The sequence below is a fragment of the Coprococcus sp. AF99-45 genome, from assembly GCF_027663865.1.
Taxonomy (GTDB): domain Bacteria; phylum Bacillota; class Clostridia; order Lachnospirales; family Lachnospiraceae; genus Allocoprococcus; species Allocoprococcus comes.
On record NZ_JAQDGZ010000005.1, the window covers coordinates 23,583 to 43,628 of the forward strand.

General features: G+C 44.2%; 17 protein-coding genes. 12 read left to right on the forward strand and 5 right to left on the reverse strand.

Translation table 11 applies throughout. The annotated features are described in order from the left end of the window. A partial coding sequence (locus PGR14_RS05530; protein ID WP_270223120.1) for a transglycosylase domain-containing protein occupies positions 1 to 2,529 on the reverse strand: 2,529 nt, incomplete at its 3' end. A 216-nt stretch (positions 2,530 to 2,745) separates the two neighbouring features. On the opposite strand from PGR14_RS05530, the gene PGR14_RS05535 reads away from it, so the two are divergent. After that, positions 2,746 to 3,402, forward strand: a complete 657-nt coding sequence (locus PGR14_RS05535; protein ID WP_008374480.1) for a YigZ family protein — start codon at positions 2,746 to 2,748, stop codon at positions 3,400 to 3,402. A gap of 114 nt (positions 3,403 to 3,516) precedes the next feature. Here the strand turns inward: PGR14_RS05535 and hpf are convergent, their stop codons facing one another. The 3 genes from hpf to typA all read right to left on the reverse strand — a co-directional run bounded on the left by hpf (position 3,517) and on the right by typA (position 6,778). After that, positions 3,517 to 4,053, reverse strand: a complete 537-nt coding sequence (gene hpf, locus PGR14_RS05540) for a ribosome hibernation-promoting factor, HPF/YfiA family (protein WP_022220288.1) — start codon at positions 4,051 to 4,053, stop codon at positions 3,517 to 3,519. A 208-nt stretch (positions 4,054 to 4,261) separates the two neighbouring features. Next, on the reverse strand, positions 4,262 to 4,873 hold the full coding sequence (locus PGR14_RS05545; protein ID WP_008374483.1) for a transporter: 612 nt from the start codon (positions 4,871 to 4,873) through the stop codon (positions 4,262 to 4,264). A gap of 78 nt (positions 4,874 to 4,951) precedes the next feature. Next, the gene (gene typA, locus PGR14_RS05550; protein ID WP_008374484.1) at positions 4,952 to 6,778 is read right to left on the reverse strand and encodes a translational GTPase TypA; all 1,827 of its coding nucleotides are present in this window, start codon (positions 6,776 to 6,778) and stop codon (positions 4,952 to 4,954) included. 218 nt (positions 6,779 to 6,996) lie between these two features. On the opposite strand from typA, the gene PGR14_RS05555 reads away from it, so the two are divergent. The 11 genes from PGR14_RS05555 to PGR14_RS05605 all read left to right on the forward strand — a co-directional run bounded on the left by PGR14_RS05555 (position 6,997) and on the right by PGR14_RS05605 (position 19,437). Continuing rightward, a complete protein-coding gene (locus PGR14_RS05555; protein WP_008374486.1) occupies positions 6,997 to 7,641 on the forward strand; it encodes a single-stranded DNA-binding protein in 645 nt (214 codons plus the stop codon). A gap of 56 nt (positions 7,642 to 7,697) precedes the next feature. After that, positions 7,698 to 8,588, forward strand: coding sequence for a 4-hydroxy-tetrahydrodipicolinate synthase (dapA, locus tag PGR14_RS05560; RefSeq protein WP_008374488.1), 891 nt, complete (start codon positions 7,698 to 7,700; stop codon positions 8,586 to 8,588). Positions 8,589 to 8,707: 119 nt separating this feature from the next. Continuing rightward, positions 8,708 to 9,466, forward strand: coding sequence for a 4-hydroxy-tetrahydrodipicolinate reductase (gene dapB / locus PGR14_RS05565; RefSeq protein ID WP_022220287.1), 759 nt, complete (start codon positions 8,708 to 8,710; stop codon positions 9,464 to 9,466). A 34-nt stretch (positions 9,467 to 9,500) separates the two neighbouring features. Next, positions 9,501 to 11,453, forward strand: coding sequence for a fructose-1,6-bisphosphatase (locus PGR14_RS05570; RefSeq protein WP_055246730.1), 1,953 nt, complete (start codon positions 9,501 to 9,503; stop codon positions 11,451 to 11,453). A 73-nt stretch (positions 11,454 to 11,526) separates the two neighbouring features. Beyond that, a complete protein-coding gene (locus PGR14_RS05575; RefSeq protein ID WP_055156975.1) occupies positions 11,527 to 11,799 on the forward strand; it encodes a hypothetical protein in 273 nt (90 codons plus the stop codon). A 126-nt stretch (positions 11,800 to 11,925) separates the two neighbouring features. Next, positions 11,926 to 12,699, forward strand: a complete 774-nt coding sequence (hisA, locus tag PGR14_RS05580; RefSeq protein ID WP_270223121.1) for a phosphoribosylformimino-5-aminoimidazole carboxamide ribotide isomerase — start codon at positions 11,926 to 11,928, stop codon at positions 12,697 to 12,699. Between the two features lie 115 nt (positions 12,700 to 12,814). After that, on the forward strand, positions 12,815 to 15,382 hold the full coding sequence (gene secA, locus PGR14_RS05585; protein ID WP_055156979.1) for a preprotein translocase subunit SecA: 2,568 nt from the start codon (positions 12,815 to 12,817) through the stop codon (positions 15,380 to 15,382). A 50-nt stretch (positions 15,383 to 15,432) separates the two neighbouring features. After that, positions 15,433 to 16,543 (forward strand): peptide chain release factor 2 gene (gene prfB / locus PGR14_RS05590; protein ID WP_117556961.1). Its coding sequence is split into 2 segments (ribosomal slippage): positions 15,433 to 15,507 and positions 15,509 to 16,543, totalling 1,110 coding nucleotides; the frame shifts between segments, so codons are not numbered across the junction. Then, positions 16,536 to 16,976, forward strand: coding sequence for an ACT domain-containing protein (locus PGR14_RS05595; protein WP_008374505.1), 441 nt, complete (start codon positions 16,536 to 16,538; stop codon positions 16,974 to 16,976). Before prfB ends, PGR14_RS05595 begins: the two co-directional genes overlap by 8 nt. 8 nt (positions 16,977 to 16,984) lie before the next feature. Next, positions 16,985 to 18,202 carry a homoserine dehydrogenase gene (locus PGR14_RS05600; RefSeq protein WP_055246727.1) on the forward strand — a complete coding sequence of 406 codons (1,218 nt, stop codon included), beginning with the start codon at positions 16,985 to 16,987 and terminating at the stop codon, positions 18,200 to 18,202. Between the two features lie 26 nt (positions 18,203 to 18,228). Continuing rightward, on the forward strand, positions 18,229 to 19,437 hold the full coding sequence (locus tag PGR14_RS05605) for an aspartate kinase (RefSeq protein ID WP_055246725.1): 1,209 nt from the start codon (positions 18,229 to 18,231) through the stop codon (positions 19,435 to 19,437). Positions 19,438 to 19,505: 68 nt separating this feature from the next. Here PGR14_RS05605 and PGR14_RS05610 read toward each other — a convergent pair whose 3' ends face one another. Next, on the reverse strand, positions 19,506 to 19,955 hold the full coding sequence (locus PGR14_RS05610) for a CYTH domain-containing protein (protein ID WP_055246723.1): 450 nt from the start codon (positions 19,953 to 19,955) through the stop codon (positions 19,506 to 19,508). Positions 19,956 to 20,046: the final 91 nt, after the last annotated feature.

The window sequence follows — 20,046 nt, forward strand, 5'->3', positions numbered from 1 at the left end:
AGAATTGCCACTATTATTACCGGAATCAGTGCCGCCGCCGGTATTGCCGGAATCACCGCCGGTACCACCGGTAGTATCCCCATTAGTGCCGGTAGAGTTACCGGAGGAGTTTCCACCCGTTGTACTATTAGAATCGGATTTGTCATTCGAATTTTTTGTACTGTTTGTGGTAGTTGACTTGCTTGCATGTCCGGAACATGTCTCGGTCGGGACAGTATCCGGATCAAACCATTCGGTCTGTGACGGACAGCCGGAACCGGCAAGTTTACCGGAAATTGTACATACGCTCTTCTGAACGAGAGAACCTGGCATCGCGAAGTCTTTGTAGGTTAGTCCCAAAGCTTCATCGATCCGGTTCATGATCTTAGCCCAGATCTTGAAATGATAGTTCCAGCTTCCTTCAGACATTTCCTGGTTACCATCGTAACCCATCCAGATACCACAGGTATAATACGGTGTAAATCCTTCGAACCAGAAGTCACGGTTGTCGGAGGTTGTACCGGATTTACCGGATGCAGGCATATTATTGAGCTGTGCATCGGTTGCAGTACCCTTTGTGACAACATCCTGCATGGCGTTGGTAAGAAGTGCTGCAGTTGTATCTTTGATCACAGTGTGGCTTTCCGGATTGGAGTTGTCGATCAGGACATTACCATCATGATCCAATACCTTTGTGTACAGGGATGGTTTGTTATATACACCGCCGTTTGCAATGGATGCATAGGCTGCTGTCAGTTCATAGTTGTAAACACCATGGGAAATACCACCAAGAGCAAGAGACTCTACAGCATCGTCTTCGGTAAGTGTGGAAAGACCAAATTTCTCGCAGTATTCAAAACCAAGATTGATACCAATCTTATTCAATGTCTTTACCGCAATGATGTTCATGGACTGTTCGATCGCCTGACGGTATGTTACGGTACCTTTATAGTAATCGCCCCACCAGTTATGAACCTGATGATGTTCCAGGTCGTGCTGATAGTAGTATTCTTCATCAACTTCGGTGGTAGCAAGTGTAAGATCTGCGCTGTCCAATGCCGGAGCGTATACGGCAAGAATCTTGAATGTAGAACCTGCGTTACGGGTAGAACCCTTGTATGCGCGGTTCAGTCCACGGTTGGTTGTCTTTTGTCCACGGCCACCGACAAGAGCTTTGATCTGCCCTGTTTTCTGATCGATGATGGTAAGTGAAGTCTGCGGCTGTGGAGAGAGGTTGACATACTCATCATAGGTCTCGCCATCCTGGAGAAGACTGTTACGGAATGCGTCAATTCTTTCCTGCGCAGCTTCCTGTGATCCGAAGAGAAGTCCTTCATCATCACCGTACTGATCTGCCCCGAATTGTTTCAGGTGTCCGGCACTGTAGTTATCTACCGAGCCATCAGTATGATAGACTGTGAGGGCATAATCAACACCCCAGTCAATATTGGCCGGATAATTGTTGTCATCATTCAATTCTTCATCACAGATGTTCTGCATCGTAAGATTCTGAGTTGAATAAATGGTGAGACCACCGCTGTACAGTGCGTTCTCTGCCTGTGTCTGGGAATATCCAAGTCCGTCTTCTGAGGTGAGATCTTCGATCAGCTGCTCAGACAGGGCATCAACAAAATAAGAGTTGACGGTGTTGGTCTCTTCGATCCGTGTATTTACGTTCTGAATTCTGGAATATACGTCATCTGCCAGTGCCTCATCATGGGCAGCCTGGTCGATCCAGCCCTGATCGAGCATATTATCCAGAACTTTTTTGCGGCGGGTTGCGTTGTCTTCCGGATTGGTAATCGGATTGTATCTTCCCGGATTCTGTGTGATTGCAGCGATGGTTGCAGATTCGGAAAGGTTAAGTTCATTGACATCCTTATTAAAATATCTCTGTGCGGCTGACTGTACTCCCAGACAGTCCTGACCAAGGTTGATCGTGTTCAGGTAGCTTTCAAGGATTGAATCTTTATCAAGCTGCTTTTCAACCTGAATTGCGAGATACTGTTCCTGGATCTTACGTTCCAGCTTTTCTTCAAAAGTGCTTTCATTTACAAAGTCAGGGAAGACATTGTTCTTGATCAGCTGCTGGGTAATGGTACTGGCTCCTTCAGAGAAGTTGCCACCATGAGTGATACCAACAACAAAAGCACGGATAATACCTTGGATATCAACACCGTTATGCTTGTAAAAACGGGAGTCTTCGATTGCGACGAATGCATGCTGCAGATCCTCCGGGATCTGATCAATCGTCTTATATACACGGTTGGCACCTGCACCGGTGAATTCGGCTATTGTTGTCGTGCCGTCATCTGCAAGTGCGGTAGACGTATAACCCTGTGGTTTGATGCTGTCAGCTGTAATCTCAGGTGCATTATCAATCACATGCTTGATGATAAAGCCACCTCCGATCGCTGCGAGGATACAGCAGACAAAGATACATAATAGAAAACCTTTAAAAAGGCGAACGCCCAGTTTCTTTTTGTGCATATTCTTTTTCGATGTTATGCGTTTTTGTTTTTTAGAAGCTTTTCGCTTTCCATAATTCATGAATGCTTCCTCCTTCATATTGCAATATTATATCAAACTTGATAATCTAAATAAAGGAAAAATTGAAAACTTCAATGTTCCATTTTACAAAATTAAGAAAAATTTCGGAAATATAGGGAAATTGTAACATTTTTGTAATTTTCTTGCATCTGAAGAAATAGATTTGTATACTGGGAATAGTGAAAATATAAGGAAAATGAAGGGAAAAACGCAGACATGCAGGAAGAATACAAAACAGTATACCGGGGAGGAGAAGGGGAAATTGTTGAAAAGAAATCCCGTTTTATCGCAACGGTAAGACCGGTACACTCAGAAGAAGAAGTACTGGCATTTATAGAAGAAGTGAAGAAAAAATACTGGGACGCAAGACATAACTGTTTTGCTTATGTGATCGGTGTAACAAATCCAACTCTGAGATGTAGTGATGACGGGGAGCCTGCAGGTACAGCAGGAAAACCGATGCTGGATGTGCTTACAGGGGAAGGTCTTCACGATACGGCGGTTGTTGTGACCAGGTATTTTGGCGGGACGCTTCTGGGAACAGGTGGTCTGGTGCGGGCTTATCAGGGAGCAGTAAAGGAAGGTCTTCAGGCAAGTACTGTGATCACAAAGCGCCTGGGTTACCGGTATGAGATTGGAACGGATTATACCGGACTTGGGAAGATCCAGTATATCCTCGGACAACGGCAGATCAGTGTGCAGGATACACAGTATACGGATAAAGTGCTGATGAAAGTGATTCTGCCTTATGATCAGGAGCAATGTGTGGTTTCCGAGATTACAGAGGGAACAAATGGACAGGCTGTGATCGAAAAAGGAGACAGCTGCTATTTTGCGGAGGATGGAAAAGAAATCCTGGTTTTTGAGGAATAGAACAGGAAAAAGAACCCCTATACAGAACGGAGAATCCGTTCTGTATAGGGGTTTTAATGTCTTAGTATACAGGAGGAACTGCAGACAGCAGGTTCTCTGTATGAGCTTATTGGTTTACTGGAATTCCGGTTCGATCAGACCGTAGGTTCCATTCTTTCTCTTATATACGACATTGACTTCGTCTGTCTCAGCATTGCTGAATACGTAGAAGTTATGTCCGAGAAGTTCCATCTGAATGCAGGCATCCTCCGGGAACATTGGTTTGATGCCGAAACGTTTGGTACGGACGATCTCAATCTCATCTGACTCTGCTGCCGAAGTATCGGATTCAATAAATTCCTGACGGAAATCATGTCCGCCCTGCTGTTTTGCAATCAGTTTGGTTTTATACTTTCTGAGCTGACGCTCGATAATTTCTTCTACGAGATCAATGGATACATACATATCGCTGCTTTCCTGCTCGGAACGGATAATGTTTCCTTTTACAGGGATCGTAACTTCGATTTTCTGACGTTCTTTTTCTACACTGAGTGTAACGATAATGTCAGTTTCAGGAGTAAAATACTTTTCCAGTTTTCCTAATTTCTGTTCTACAGCCTGTCTGAGACCAGGTGTGATGTCAATGTTTCTTCCGCTAATGATAAAATTCATACAGCTCAACTCCTTTTTTCTCATATTTCTCATAGTATGTACGGAGATAAGTGCATCTATAAGAGCTTGACCGGCAGGATGTATAGATAGTTTTTATATCCTTCCGGCTATAGCTACATTATACTCTATCATAGGGGAGAGATGCAATGGTAAATGCAAAAAAATTATTAAAATTCTGTAAAGAAAACTGAATTATCAGAAAATTCTGTCAATGTATGGAGCGGATTACTTCGATACGACTGATCTTGCCGTTATGCATTTTGGCAACGCGCAGACCAAAATTGTCGAAGAATGTACTTGCACCAACACCAATTTCTGTTTTTTCCTGTTCAAATCTTTTAGTGATCACGTCATATAAGGTTTGTTCATCTTCATACGGAATATGGACGTGCAGGATGCTGTTTACAATCCGTGCTTTTGTAGTAGCACGGAAAATGATTTTTTCAGATTCATCAAATTCAATAAAAAGGAACTTTCTGGTTGCAAATAAAAGTGCGATGGAGATCACACCGATCAGGCTGGATACCGGATTATTATGTGCCATGATCACCTGTCTGGCGATGGCAAATAACAGCACCTCAAACACAGTGGAAGGCTTGTGCTGATAAAGCATACGGATCAGCTCGACACCAATGATCAGATTGAAACAGGTTTCTACCAGGTCTTCGTAATTTGGATAAATATTCAGATCCGGAACATTTGGCATGGACAGGATCAGCTGGACAAGCAGAATGATGATTCCGGCAGCCAGAACGAATGAAATGATAAATTCCAGAAGTACGGTCAGCTTATGGAGTGCTGCGTTTAAGTATTTTTTCATAAAAAATCCCCCTTGTTCGTTGTATACAAAGATTGTAACGGATACAAGGGGGAAGTGTAAAGAAAAATCTATAGTTTTTTACTGGAAATTGCTTCTCTTACGGAGTTTAGGATCCAGAATCTTTTTACGGATACGCAGGCTCTTCGGTGTGACTTCCAGAAGTTCATCGGTATCGATGAAATCAAGTGCTTCTTCCAGACTGAGGATTCTCGGCGGAGTAAGCTTTAAGGCTTCATCAGCACTTGAAGAACGGGTATTGGTAAGGTGTTTGGTCTTACATACATTCAGTTCGATATCATCTGTCTTCGCATTCTGACCGATTACCATACCGGAGTAAACCTTTTCACCAGGTCCGATGAAGAGTGTTCCACGATCCTGTGCGTTGAACAGACCGTAAGCTACAGCTTCACCTGTCTCGAAGGCGATCAGGGATCCCTGGCTTCTGTACTGGATATCTCCTTTATACGGAGCGTAGCAGTCAAAGGCTGTGTTCATGATACCGTTACCTTTTGTATCGGTCAGGAATTCTCCACGATAACCGATCAGACCTCTTGACGGGATGGAGAATTCAAGACGGGTGTATCCGCCATTAGACATTCCCATGTTGCGGAGTTCGCCTTTTCTCTGGCTTAATTTATCAATAACTATACCTGTAAATTCATCCGGTACATCAATGTATACGGTTTCCATTGGCTCGAGCTGCTTGCCGTTTTCGTCTTTTTTGTAAAGAACTTCGGCTTTGCTGACTGCGAATTCATAACCTTCACGACGCATGTTTTCAACGAGGACGGAAAGATGAAGCTCTCCACGTCCGGATACCTTGAAGCTGTCTGTGTTGTCTGTCTCTTCAACACGAAGGCTGACGTCTGTATTCAGTTCACGGAACAGACGGTCACGGAGGTGACGGGAAGTGACGAATTTACCCTCCTGTCCTGCAAACGGACTGTCGTTGACAACGAACTGCATTGCGATCGTAGGCTCGGAAATCTTCTGGAATTCGATCGGAACCGGATTGTCCGGCGAACAGATCGTATCACCGATGGAAATATCTGCAATACCGGAGATTGCAACGATAGAACCGATGCCTGCTTCTTTTACTTCTACTTTATTCAGACCGTCAAATTCATATAATTTGCTGATCTTTACTTTTTTCTGTTTGTCCGGATCATGATGGTTTACAACAACTACATCCTGGTTGACAGAAATCGTTCCGTTATCGACTTTTCCAACACCGATACGGCCAACGTATTCATTGTAATCGATGGTGCTGATCAGCATCTGTGTACCTGCATCAGGATCTCCTTCCGGAGCCGGGATGTAATCCAGGATGGTCTCAAACAGAGGAACCATGTCTTTCGGTTCATCGTCGATATTGTAAGTTGCATATCCGTCTCTTGCAGAAGCAAAAAGGAACGGGCAGTCAAGCTGTTCGTCAGATGCGCCCAGATCGATGAGAAGTTCAAGAACTTCATCGATAACTTCATCCGGACGTGCTTCCGGACGGTCGATCTTGTTGATACATACGATAACCGGGAGCTTCAGTGCAAGAGCTTTTTTCAAAACAAATTTGGTCTGTGGCATGGCACCTTCAAAAGCGTCAACCAGAAGAACCACTCCATTGACCATCTTAAGGACACGTTCTACTTCTCCGCCGAAATCGGCATGTCCAGGAGTGTCAATGATATTGATCTTTGTATTTTTATAAACAACTGCAGTGTTTTTGGAAAGAATGGTAATTCCACGTTCACGTTCGATATCGTTGGAATCCATTACTCGTTCGGCTACTTCCTGATTTTCACGGAAAACACCGCTCTGTTTTAAAAGTTCATCTACTAATGTTGTTTTACCATGGTCAACATGGGCGATGATAGCGATATTTCTAATGTCTTCACGTTTTGTCTTCATATTCTCAAAACCCTTCTTATTACCTATTTAAAGTTACAACCCGTATAGTTTATCACATTTTGAAAAATTTACAAGTAGAAAGAAAAAAATTTGACTTTCTGCAAAAAAAGAGTTTACTTTTTGTTCTAAAAACTGGAAAAGCTTCATAGATTAGATAGTGATCAAGAGTAAGAACGCGGTAAAATACGCCTGCGAAGAGGAAGGAGATTTACATTATTATGTCAGATAAGATTATTGAAAATAACCAGGTAACGATCATGGGAAAGGTAGCAACTGAATTTTCATTCAGCCATGAGGTCTTTGGAGAAGGCTTTTATATGGTAGAGGTAGAAGTGAAAAGACTGAGCAATTCAGAAGACCGTATTCCGCTGATGATCTCAGAGAGGCTGATCGACGTGACACAGGATTATACCGGAGAGTATATTATGGTGCACGGACAGTTCCGCTCTTACAATCGGCATGAAGAGCAGAAAAACCGTCTGGTATTATCCGTATTTGTACGGGAGATTTCCTTTATGGAAGAAGAACCTGACGGGACAAAGACCAACAGTATCTGGCTGGATGGCTATATCTGCAAGGAACCGATCTACCGAAAGACACCGCTTGGAAGGGAGATTGCAGATCTTTTGCTTGCGGTTAACCGCCCATATGGAAAATCGGATTACATTCCATGTATCTGCTGGGGGAGAAATGCAAGATATGCCTCCGGCTTTGAAGTGGGAGAGCATGTACAGCTTCTGGGAAGGATCCAGAGCAGGGAATATGTAAAACGGATTTCAGATACCGAGACAGAAAAGAGGGTTGCTTATGAAGTTTCGGTCAGTAAACTGGAAAAGACTCTGATTGACAGTGCCTGCATTTAATGCTAAACTTGATTTGATCGTTTAGTATCATAAAGCAACATGTCAGGAGGAATATTATGGCTATATTTACAGGATCAGGAGTGGCACTTGTAACGCCGTTTCATGAGGACGAGAGTATAAATTATGACAAACTGGATGAAATGCTGGACTACCATTGTACACATGGGACCGACAGTATTATCATCTGCGGAACAACAGGTGAATCCTCTACTTTATCAGAAGAAGAGCACATGGAATGCATCAAATTTGCGATCGAGCGTGTCAAGGGAAGAATCCCGGTGATCGCAGGTACCGGTTCCAACAGTACCTACACAACGATCCAGATGTCAAAAGAGGCAGTAGAAGACGGTGCAGACGGACTGCTGCTTGTAACACCATATTATAACAAATGTACACAGGACGGACTGATCGCACATTATACCGCTGTTGCAAAAGAAGCAAAAGCACCAATCATCCTTTACAGTGTGGCGAGCCGTACCGGTGTGAATATTGCTCCGGAGACAGTTGCAGCTTTACATAAAAATATAGAGAATATTGTTGCGGTAAAAGAAGCATCAGGCAATATTTCCCAGATTTCAAAGATCATGCAGCTGACAGATGGCAAGATCGATCTGTATTCAGGCAATGATGACCAGATCGTACCGCTCCTTTCTGTTGGAGGAAAGGGTGTCATCTCAGTTCTTGCGAACGTGGCTCCGCAGTATACACATGACATCTGTGCAAAGTTCTTTGAAGGAGATGTCAAGGGAAGCTGTAAGATGCAGCTGGATGCGATTCCGCTGATCGAGAAGTTATTCTGTGAAGTGAATCCGATTCCGGTTAAAAAGGCTTTAAATCTGATGGGATGGCAGGCAGGTCCTCTGCGTATGCCTTTGACAGAGATGACAGAAGCACATACAGCACAGCTTGCAAAAGAACTGGAAGCATTTGGAATTAAACTGGCATAATAAAGGGTCAGATTATAGAGAAAAGGGACTGACTGGAGTATCCATCAGTTCCTTTTGTGCTATACAGGAATTTGTGAAAAGATACACAAGAAAATGGAGATAACAAGGAGGAATACAAAATGGTTAAGGCAATTATGCATGGATGTAACGGAAAAATGGGACAGGTGATCTCGGGACTTGTAAAGGAGGATGATGTGATCGAGATCGTGGCAGGTATTGATAAATTCACCGGAATCGAGAATCCGTACCCGGTATTTACAAGCCTTGCAGAGTGTGATGTGCAGGCAGATGTTGTGATTGATTTCTCAAACGCAGCAGCAGTTGATGAGCTTCTGGATGTATGTGTGGAGAAAACTCTTCCGGTTGTTCTTTGCACAACAGGACTTTCTGAGGAACAGCTTGCAAAGGTGAAAGAAGCAGGAGAAAAAGTTGCGGTTCTCCGTTCTGCAAACATGTCACTGGGAGTCAATCTTTTGATGAAGCTTTTAAAGGATGCAGCAAAGGTTCTTGCTCCGGCAGGCTTTGATATTGAAATTGTAGAAAAACATCATAATCAGAAAGTTGATGCTCCAAGTGGAACAGCGATCGCACTTGCAGATTCGATTAATGAAGCGATGGCTGACCAGTATGTATATAATTATGACCGCAGTCATGAACGAAAAAAACGTGAGAAAAACGAAATCGGGATCGTTGCAGTACGTGGAGGTACGATCGTTGGACAGCATGACGTCATCTTTGCGGGGGCAGATGAAGTGATCGAATTCCACCACACTGCATATTCAAAAGCAATTTTTGGAAAAGGTGCAGTTGAAGCTGCCAAATTCCTGGCTGGAAAACCGGCAGGAATGTACGATATGAGTGATGTGATCGGACTGTAAGCAGAAAAAGCTTTTATACAAGAGGGAGGAAGTTATGAAAGCATTAGAGGAGAAATATCTGGAAGGGCTGTCGGAATTATTTCCATCAATCGCAGCTGCGTCCACAGAAATTATTAATTTACAGGCAATCGTGAATCTTCCAAAAGGAACGGAACATTTTCTGACGGATATTCACGGAGAATATGAAGCGTTTGCACATGTGCTGAAGAACGGATCGGGTTCGGTAAAGCGCAAGGTCGATGATGTATTTGCAAACACAATGAGCAGTCGGGACAAGCAGACGCTGGCAACCTTGATCTACTATCCGCGGGAGAAGATGGAGCGGATCCGGGAAGAAGAACAGAATATGGATGACTGGTACAAGATCATGCTGTACCGTCTGATCGAGGTAGCAAAACGTTCGGCGAGCAAATATACCAGATCGAAGGTCAGAAAAGCACTCCCGAAGGATTTTGCATATGTGATCGAGGAACTGATCACAGAAAAGTCAGGAATGACAGATAAGGAATCATATTATAATTCGATCATCAGTACAATTATCCAGATCGGAAGAGCGGAGGAATTTATTGTAGCCTTGTGTGAACTGATCCAGCGTCTGGTTGTGGATCACCTGCATATTGTCGGTGATATTTACGACAGAGGTCCGGGACCGCATCTGATCATGGACAAGCTGATGGAGTATCATTCGGTGGACATCCAGTGGGGGAATCATGATATCCTGTGGATGGGAGCGGCAGCGGGGCAGAAATGCTGTATTGCGAATGTAATCCGTATCTGTGCCCGCTATGGGAATCTGGATATTCTGGAGGATGGATATGGGATCAATCTGCTTCCACTTGCAACTTTCGCATGGAAACAGTATGCAAAAGATCCCTGTGAATGCTTTTTATTAAAAGGGCAGGATAACTGCAAACCACAGGAGCTGGAACTGAATATGAAAATGCACAAGGCAATTTCTGTTATCCAGTTCAAAGTAGAAGGACAGGCAGCAGAGCTTTATCCGGAATTTGGTTTCCAGAGAAGAAACTTTCTGGATAAGATCAACTACGAGGAAGGGACTATAACGATAGGAGGAAAAATCTATCAGCTTCTGGATGATTATTTTCCGACAATAGATCCGAAGAATCCATATCAGCTTTCAGCTGAAGAAGAAGAGATCATGAACCGCCTGGTAAAAGCGTTCCAGAGCTGTGAAAAATTGCAGCGGCATATGCGTTTCCTTTTGAACAAAGGAAGTCTTTACAAGATTTACAATTCCAATCTGCTGTATCACGGCTGTGTTCCACTGAATGATGACGGATCACTCAGAAAGGTAAAGATATACGGTAAAAGCTATCAGGGAAGGACACTTTATGATGTGATGGAGTCCTATGTGAGAAAAGGATTTTTTGCGGTAGATCCGGATGAAAAGAAAAAAGGGCGTGACCTGATGTGGTATATCTGGCAGGGTGCGAATTCTCCTCTTTTCGGCAAAGATAAAATGGCGACCTTTGAGCGTTATTTCCTTGCAGAAAAGGAGCTGTGGAAAGAGAAAAAGAATGCGTATTATCTTCTTCTTGAAGATGAAAATGTGATGAACGGAATTCTGGATGAATTTGGCCTGGACAGAGAAATTTCCCATATCATCAACGGACATGTTCCGGTGAAAACGAAAAATGGAGAGAATCCGGTCAAATGTGGTGGAAAAGTGCTTGTAATTGATGGCGGATTTTCAAAAGCGTACCAGAAAGAAACCGGAATTGCAGGATACACGCTGATCTATAATTCCTATGGACTGATCCTTGCGGCGCATGATCCGTTTGAATCGACGGAGGCAGCTATTGAAAAAGAAAGAGATATCCATTCGGACAGTGTGATCGTAAAACGGACACTCGAACGCAAGACGGTAGGAGATACTGATGTTGGAAAAGTACTGAAGGAACGGATCGCGGATCTGGAGGCATTGCTGGACGCTTACAGAAGTGGTCAGATCATCGAAAAAATTTAAAAATAAGTATAAAAATCCTTTTTCTGCGGATAGTAATAGTACAAGTATTTTACAGAAAAAGGAGAATTACAACATGCAATATCTAAGAAGAATGGTTCTGGTTTTTACCTGTGTGATGCTGATGGGAGGAATTACGGCGTGTGGAAATGGTGATAACGCTGCAAATCCGGATACGAATACCGGTGGGACGAATCAGAATGGAACGGTAAATGATGTCACAAACGATATCGGAGATGGTGTTGAGGATGCAGTAGATGATGTGGAAGACGGAGTCGATGATATGACCAGAAACAGGACAGAGGACCGGAATGTAAATGATAATCATACAATAGATGGTCAGGAATAGGGAAAAGGCAAGACTTTGCGGAAAAGTCTTGCCTTTTTTACAGACAAAAGGTAGTAAAATGTCCGTGGGTGTGATACAATATGACGGTATGCAAAGACGAGATCAACAGAAAAAGCGGAGGACTTCATGAAATTTCGACCATGTATAGATATTCATAACGATGCAGTCAAGCAGATTGTGGGTGGCAGCCTGAAAGATGCGGGAAATGCAGCGGTAGAAAATTACATATCCAGACAGGATGCAGATTATTATGCGACAATGTATAAGAAAGATGGACTTACCGGAGGACACATTATTTTGCTGAATCCGCCGGCATCGGAATACTATGATGCGACAAAGGCACAGGCACTGAAAGCACTACATGCCTATCCGGGCGGAATGCAGATCGGCGGAGGAATTACTGCAGAAAATGCTGCAGAGTATCTGGAGGAAGGGGCAAGTCATGTGATCGTTACATCCTATGTATTTCAGAATGGACAGGTGCGGTATGACCGGCTGGACCGGCTGAAAAAGGCAGTAGGGAAAGAGCATCTGGTACTGGATCTCAGCTGCCGGAGGCGCGAGAACAGTTATTATATTGTAACCAACAGATGGCAGACATTTACTGAGCTCAGACTGATACCGGAGGTCCTGGAAGAGCTGTCCGGATGGTGTGATGAATTTCTGGTTCACGGGGTTGATGTAGAAGGAAAAGCATCTGGTACAGAGGAGGAACTGGTCAGGATGCTTGCGGCGTGGAACGGACTTCCGATCACCTATGCCGGTGGAATTGGAAGCATGGAGGATCTGCGGGAGTTTGCACGGATCAGCGGGGAAAAGCTGGACTATACGATCGGCAGTGCACTGGATCTTTTTGGCGGTAAGATTCCGTATGCCGAGCTGACAGAACCGGTGAAATAAACTGATTGAAGAATAAAAGAAATGGTGCTACAATGGATACTGTCTATCTATAGCGGAAAAAAGCAAAACACTTCAGACAGAAGTGATAAGCAAGGAATATAAGGAGCTTAATAAAATGGGAATTATTGAAAAGATATTTGGAACGCACAGCGAACATGAATTGAAGCGAATCTACCCGATCGTGGATCATATTGATGCGCTGGAGCCGGAGATGCAGAAGCTCTCCGATGAGGAATTGAAAGAAAAGACGAAAGAATTCAAGGAGAGGCTTGCAAAAGGAGAGACACTGGACGATCTTCTTCCGGAAGCGTTTGCTGTTGTAAGAGAGGCAGCTGTCCGTGTACTTGGAATGCGCCACTACCGTGTACAGATGATCGGGGGTATCATCCTGCATCAGGGCCGTATTGCCGAGATGAAGACCGGTGAAGGTAAAACACTTGTATCTACACTGCCGGCATACTTAAATGCACTGACCGGAGAAGGGGTGCATATTGTAACAGTCAACGACTATCTGGCAAAGCGTGATGCTGAGTGGATGGGAAAGGTTCATGAATTCCTGGGACTGACTGTTGGAGTTGTTCTGAACCAGATGGATAATGATGAACGACGTGCAGCGTATAATTGCGATATCACTTATGTGACGAATAATGAACTTGGTTTCGATTACCTCCGTGATAACATGGTTATCTACAAAGAACAGCTGGTACAGCGCGGTATGAAATATGCACTTATCGATGAGGTTGACTCAGTTCTGATCGATGAAGCGAGAACACCGCTTATCATTTCCGGACAGAGTGGAAAGTCAACCAGACTTTACGAAGCATGTGATGTTCTGGCAAGACAGCTGGAGAGAGGTGAAGCAAGCGGGGAATTCTCTAAGATGAACGCCATTATGGGAGAAGAGATCGAAGAGACCGGAGACTTCATTGTCAATGAAAAAGAAAAGAATATCAACCTGACCGAAGAGGGTGTGAAGAAGGTTGAGAAGTTCTTCCATATTGAGAACCTTGCTGACCCGGAGAACCTGGAGATCCAGCACAACATCATTCTGGCACTGCGTGCACATAATCTGATGTTCCGTGACCAGGATTATGTAGTAAAAGATGATGAGGTCCTGATCGTTGATGAATTTACCGGACGTATCATGCCGGGACGCCGTTATTCTGACGGACTTCATCAGGCAATCGAAGCAAAAGAGCATGTAAAGGTCAAGAGAGAAAGCAAGACTCTGGCTACCATTACATTCCAGAATTTGTTTAATAAATATGAGAAGAAATCCGGTATGACAGGTACAGCCCTCACAGAGGAACAGGAGTTCCGTGATATTTACGGAATGGACGTTATTGAGATTCCGACGAATGTTCCGGTACAGAGAATTGACCTGGAGGATGCCGTTTACAAATCAAAGAAAGAGAAATTTAACGCGGTTATTGATGCAATCTGTGAAGCGCATGAAAAAGAACAGCCGGTTCTGGTTGGTACGATCACGATCGAAACTTCCGAGCTCCTCAGTAAGATGCTCAGTAAACGCGGCGTAAAACATAATGTACTGAATGCCAAGTTCCATGAACTGGAGGCTGAGATCGTTGCACAGGCAGGACAGCATGGGGCTGTTACGATCGCAACCAACATGGCAGGCCGTGGTACGGATATCAAGCTTGATGAAGAATCAAGAGCAGCCGGCGGACTGAAGATCATCGGTACAGAACGTCATGAATCCCGTCGTATTGACAACCAGTTGCGTGGACGTGCCGGACGTCAGGGCGATCCGGGAGAATCCAGATTCTATATTTCTCTGGAGGATGACCTGATGCGTCTGTTCGGTTCCGAGAGACTGATGGATGTATTTACCAAGCTTGGAGTAGAAGAAGGAGAACAGATCGAGCACAAGATGCTTTCAAGTGCGATTGAGAAGGCTCAGAAGAAGATTGAGAGCAATAACTTTGGTATTCGTAAGAACCTGCTTGAATATGACCAGGTAATGAATGAACAGAGAGAGATCATCTACGATGAAAGACGCAGAGTCCTTGACGGTGAGAATATGAGAGATTCTATCTTCCATATGATCACAGACTTTGTGGAAAATACTGTCGATGCCAATCTTTCTGAGGAACAGGATTTTGAAGAATGGGATCTTGGAGCAATGAACCGTGAACTTCTGGATGTGATTCCAACGCTTCCGCCGGTTACGGAGGAGGATGCAAAGGATAAAGAGCCAAAAGAGATCAAGCATCTCCTGAAAGAACGTGCTGCAAAAGCATACGAAGAAAAAGAAGCACAGTTCCCGGAAGCAGAGCATCTGCGTGAGGTGGAGCGTGTGTTCCTTCTGCGTGTGATCGATGCAAAATGGATGGATCACATTGATGATATGGATCAGTTACGTCAGGGAATCGGTCTGCAGGCTTACGGACAGAGAGATCCTCTGGTTGAATACAAGATGATCGGATATGATATGTTCGGTGAAATGACACGTGCAATCGAAGTGGATACAGTCAGACTTCTCTTCCATGTCAATGTAGAACAGAAGGTTGAAAGAGAACAGGTTGCAAAGGTAACCGGTACCAATAAAGATGACAGTGTTGCAAAGGGTCCAAAGGTACGTGCCGAGAAAAAGATATATCCAAATGATCCATGCCCGTGTGGAAGCGGCAAGAAATACAAACAGTGCTGTGGAAGAAAATAAATACGACTGTTTGGATTTTTATATAATTTTATGAGATTTGAGGTGATACAGTGGTTGAATTAGACGGATTTAAGCAGACATTAAATGCGTATGAAGAACCCCTGAAGGAAATGAGGGATTCACTTTGACCTGGCAGGCAAAGAAAAACGGATTGAAGAGCTGGAAAGAAAGATAGAAGAACCGGGGTTCTGGGACAAGACAGAGCTTTCGCAGAGGATTATGAAGGAACTCCGGAAAATGCAGGACTGTGTGAAGGAGGTCCGGGATCTGGAAAGTTCATATGAAGATATCAATGCACTGATCGAACTTACGGAAGAGGAAGAAGACCGGGAGATGATCAAAGAGATCCAGCGTGAGATCGCTAAATTTGAAAAAGAATTTGAAGATCTCAGGATCCGGACGCTTCTTTCGGGAGAATATGATTCCTGCAATGCAATCGTGACACTGCATGCAGGAGCCGGAGGAACAGACAGCTGTGACTGGGCAAATATGCTGTATCGTATGTATACAAGATATGCACAGTCAAAAGGATTTCAGATAACCGTGCTGGACTATCAGGACGGAGATATTACCGGACTGAAAGGAATCACGTTTGAAGTAACGGGAGATAATGCATATGGCTATTTTCAGTCAGAAAAGGGAGTGCACCGTCTGGTGCGTATTTCTCCGTTCAATTCAGCAGGCAAGAGGCAGACATCTTTTGCATCCTGTGATGTGATACCGGATATTGAAGATGATATTGACATTGAGCTGAATGACGACGACCTGCGGATCGATACCTACCGTTCGAGCGGAGCCGGAGGACAGCATATCAACAAGACTTCGTCTGCGGTGCGGATCACGCATCTTCCGACAGGAATCGTAGTGCAGTGCCAGAATGAACGTTCGCAGCTTTTTAATAAGGACAAAGCGATGCAGATGTTGAAAGCCAAGCTGTATCTTTTGAAAAAGCAGGAGCAGGAAGAAAAGGTATCCGGCATCCGGGGGGAAGTTCAGGATATCAATTTTGGAAGCCAGATCCGATCCTATATTTTACATCCTTACAATCTGGTCAAGGATCACCGTACCGGTGAAGAGACCGGAAATGTAAGTGCAGTTCTGGATGGGGAGCTGGATCCATTTATCAATGCTTATCTGAAACAGAGGAGTAACAATGGATAATACAAAGTACTATGTGGTAAAGAAAAAAGCAGTGCCGGAGGTGCTCATAAAGGTTGTCGAGACAAAGAGACTGCTCGCAACCAGACGTGGAATGACTATTCAGGAAGCGACAGAAGAGATCGGTATCAGCAGAAGTTCTTTCTATAAATATAAGGATGATATTTTCCCATTTCACGAAAATGAAAAAGGAAGGACTGTTACGATGGTTATTCAGCTTGATGATACACCGGGGGTTATGGCAGAGCTTTTAAACGCGGTGGCAAGGTATCAGGCGAATATCCTGACTATTCACCAGAGTATTCCGATCAACGGGGTGGCAACACTGACGCTCAGTGTGGAGGTGTTGCAGACAACGAAGAATCTGTCGGAGATGGTGGAAGAGATTGAACAGCATTCAGGTGTGCATTATTTGAAAATCGTAGGCAGGGAGTAGACAAAAAGATGAAGATTGCAGTATTGGGTTATGGTACCGTAGGTTCTGGTGTGGTAGAGGTTCTGGATGTAAATCAGAAGCTGATCGCGTCACGGGCAAAAGAAGAAATTGAAGTAAAATATGTGCTGGATCTGAGGGATTTCCCGGGAGATAAGATCCAGGAAAAGATTGTTCATGATTATGAGATTATCCTGAATGATCCGGAGATTGGAATTGTAGTAGAAGTGATGGGCGGTGTGGAACCGGCGAATACCTTTGTCAGAAAAGCACTGGAAGCAGGAAAAAGTGTTGTGACATCCAATAAGGCGTTGGTTGCCAAGCATGGATCCGCACTCCTTAAAACAGCACGGGAAAAGAATGTGAATTTCCTTTTTGAAGCAAGTGTGGGAGGGGGGATTCCAATCCTCCGGGCACTTGGATCATCCCTGACAGGTGATGAGATCGAAGAAATCGCAGGAATCCTGAACGGAACAACCAATTACATGATGACCAGGATGTTCTACGAGGGAGCGAACTATGAAGAGGTTCTCCGTGAAGCACAGAAGAATGGATTTGCAGAGGCAGATCCGACTGCTGATGTGGAAGGACAGGATGCATGCCGGAAGATCGCGATCCTTGCATCGATCATCTCAGGAAAATATGTGGATTTTGAAGAAATTTATACCGAAGGTATTACAAAGATCACAACAGAAGATATGCAGTATGCAAAGGCTCTGGGAATGAATATCAAACTTCTTGCTGAATGTAAGCATGTGGACGGAACTCTTTATGCGGGAGTTGCACCGGTGCTTCTTCATGCAGAACATCCGCTTTACAGTGTGAATGGTGTATTTAATGCCGTATTTGTAAAGGGGAATATGCTGGGAGATGCGATGTTCTACGGAAGTGGGGCAGGAAAGCTTCCGACTGCAAGTGCGGTTGTGGCTGACATTGTGGCAGTTGTACAGAATCAGGGCAGAGATATCATGAATTTCTGGAGCGAAGAAAAGCTTACATTGGAAGACAGAAGCAAGACCAGTAAGAAGTTCCTGGTGCGAATCCTTGGAAATGAGGATGCGTTCAAAGAACGAATCGGCAATGATTTTGGTGAAGTAAGATTTGTAGAGGCAGGGGTCAATGGAGAATTCGGTTTTGTCACACCGGTGATGACCGAGGGAGAATACGAGGAAAAAGCAAAAGCTTATCCGGAAATCCTGCATATGATAAGAGTAGAAGAAGAAGTCTAAAAATGCAGGAACTGTAGGAGGAAATTATGCTGGTAGTTAAGAAATTTGGCGGCAGTTCAGTTGCAGATAAAGAGAGGATCTTTAATGTGGCAAGACGCTGCGCAGAAGAGTATCAGATGGGGAATGATGTGATTGTTGTTCTCTCTGCAATGGGAGATACAACAGATGAACTGCTTGAGAAGGCAGCCGAGATCAATCCGTATCCATCAAAACGAGAACTTGATATGCTCCTTACCACGGGAGAGCAGGCATCTGTGGCACTGATGGCAATGGCACTTCAGTTTTTGAATGTTCCGGCAATCTCGCTGAATGCATTCCAGGTAAAGATGCATTCTACGGCGCGGAACGGAAATGCAAGATTTAAAAGAGTGGATACAGACCGTATCACCCACGAACTGGAGAACCGTAAGATCGTGATCGTAACCGGATTCCAGGGAGTCAACCATTATGGAGACTATACCACACTTGGAAGAGGTGGATCCGATACGACAGCTGTGGCACTTGCGGCTGCAATGCATGCAGACAAATGCGAGATTTATACAGACGTAGACGGTGTTTACACTGCAGACCCGAGAGTGGTACCGAATGCACGCAAAATCGAAGAGATCACCTACGATGAGATGCTGGAGCTTGCAACATCAGGGGCAAAGGTTTTACATAATCGTTCTGTAGAGATGGCGAAAAAATACGGGGTTGAGCTGGTTGTACGTTCCAGCCTGAACACAGAAGAAGGAACCCTGGTCAAGGAGGTAGCAAAGGTGGAAAAAATGTTAATTACCGGCGTTGCGGCAGATAAAAATACAGCGAGAATTTCAGTAATGGGTGTAGAAGACAAACCAGGTACTGCGTTTAAGATTTTCAATACACTTGCAAAGCATAATATTAACGTAGATATTATTCTTCAGTCAGTTGGACGTGACGGAACAAAAGACATTACGTTTACTGTATCACAGGATGATCTTAAAGAGGCAATGGAAGTTATGGAAGCCAGAAAAGAAGCCCTTACGATCAAAGAGATGAATTATAACGAAAAAGTTGCAAAGGTATCGATCGTAGGAGCTGGAATGCTCAGCAATCCGGGCGTTGCTGCGACCATGTTTGAGTCACTGAGCAATTCCAATATCAATATCAATATGATTTCTACATCAGAGATCCGTATCACGGTTCTGATCGATGAAAAAGATGCAGACCGTGCACTGGTTGCAATCCATGACGGATTTGGTCTGGAAGACTAATAAAAAGAATGTGGTCGCAAATGTACCGGATGGCGCATTTGCGAAAGAAAAAAGGATTGGGAAATTTCTCAATCCTTTTTCTGACTCAGTGTACTGTTATGATATTTGCTGGAAAAGGTGACATCCTCACCAAACCAGTCCGGCGGGGTAAAGGAATTTGCCTCTTCTTCGGAAGAAAATTCGACTTCGGCAAGGAGAAGAGGGGAGAGATCACCGGCGAAGACGTCAAGCTCGATCGTGAGATGATCTTCGTAAGGGATGCAGTAGCGTTCTTTTGTGATAATGCGCCCGTCTGCCTTTTCGCGCAGATGGCAGTAGGCTTCCTCGGTAAGAGGAAGATTATGTTCTTCACGCATCATCAGACCTTTGGATTTGTAGGTCAGGATGTAGTCATCAGCATCTCTGCGGACACGGACAACCGGTTCGGTGCATAGATAAGCCTGCTCAAGTGTGCGGTGCGGATAAGCTTCAAGGTGATCCGGAAGCTTATGAATCAGATATTTGCGTTCGATTTCCATGGGAAAGCCCTCCTTATACATTCATTAACAGTATAGCGGAGTTTTTCAGGGGAGACAAGGCAGAAAGTTGCCATTTTTGCAGGCTTCTGTT

What these genes read in the sequence shown, in the direction of transcription:
- PGR14_RS05555 (WP_008374486.1), top strand. Translation starts at nt 6,997, where the DNA reads ATGTCAGATAAGATTATTGAAAATAACCAGGTAACGATCATGGGAAAG.
- dapA (WP_008374488.1), top strand. Translation starts at nt 7,698, where the DNA reads ATGGCTATATTTACAGGATCAGGAGTGGCACTTGTAACGCCGTTTCAT.
- PGR14_RS05535 (WP_008374480.1), top strand. Translation starts at nt 2,746, where the DNA reads ATGCAGGAAGAATACAAAACAGTATACCGGGGAGGAGAAGGGGAAATT.
- PGR14_RS05575 (WP_055156975.1), top strand. Translation starts at nt 11,527, where the DNA reads ATGCAATATCTAAGAAGAATGGTTCTGGTTTTTACCTGTGTGATGCTG.
- PGR14_RS05570 (WP_055246730.1), top strand. Translation starts at nt 9,501, where the DNA reads ATGAAAGCATTAGAGGAGAAATATCTGGAAGGGCTGTCGGAATTATTT.
- PGR14_RS05600 (WP_055246727.1), top strand. Translation starts at nt 16,985, where the DNA reads ATGAAGATTGCAGTATTGGGTTATGGTACCGTAGGTTCTGGTGTGGTA.
- PGR14_RS05545 (WP_008374483.1), bottom strand. Translation starts at nt 4,873, where the DNA reads ATGAAAAAATACTTAAACGCAGCACTCCATAAGCTGACCGTACTTCTG.
- hisA (WP_270223121.1), top strand. Translation starts at nt 11,926, where the DNA reads ATGAAATTTCGACCATGTATAGATATTCATAACGATGCAGTCAAGCAG.
- typA (WP_008374484.1), bottom strand. Translation starts at nt 6,778, where the DNA reads ATGAAGACAAAACGTGAAGACATTAGAAATATCGCTATCATCGCCCAT.
- PGR14_RS05595 (WP_008374505.1), top strand. Translation starts at nt 16,536, where the DNA reads ATGGATAATACAAAGTACTATGTGGTAAAGAAAAAAGCAGTGCCGGAG.
- secA (WP_055156979.1), top strand. Translation starts at nt 12,815, where the DNA reads ATGGGAATTATTGAAAAGATATTTGGAACGCACAGCGAACATGAATTG.
- PGR14_RS05610 (WP_055246723.1), bottom strand. Translation starts at nt 19,955, where the DNA reads ATGGAAATCGAACGCAAATATCTGATTCATAAGCTTCCGGATCACCTT.
- PGR14_RS05605 (WP_055246725.1), top strand. Translation starts at nt 18,229, where the DNA reads ATGCTGGTAGTTAAGAAATTTGGCGGCAGTTCAGTTGCAGATAAAGAG.
- dapB (WP_022220287.1), top strand. Translation starts at nt 8,708, where the DNA reads ATGGTTAAGGCAATTATGCATGGATGTAACGGAAAAATGGGACAGGTG.
- hpf (WP_022220288.1), bottom strand. Translation starts at nt 4,053, where the DNA reads ATGAATTTTATCATTAGCGGAAGAAACATTGACATCACACCTGGTCTC.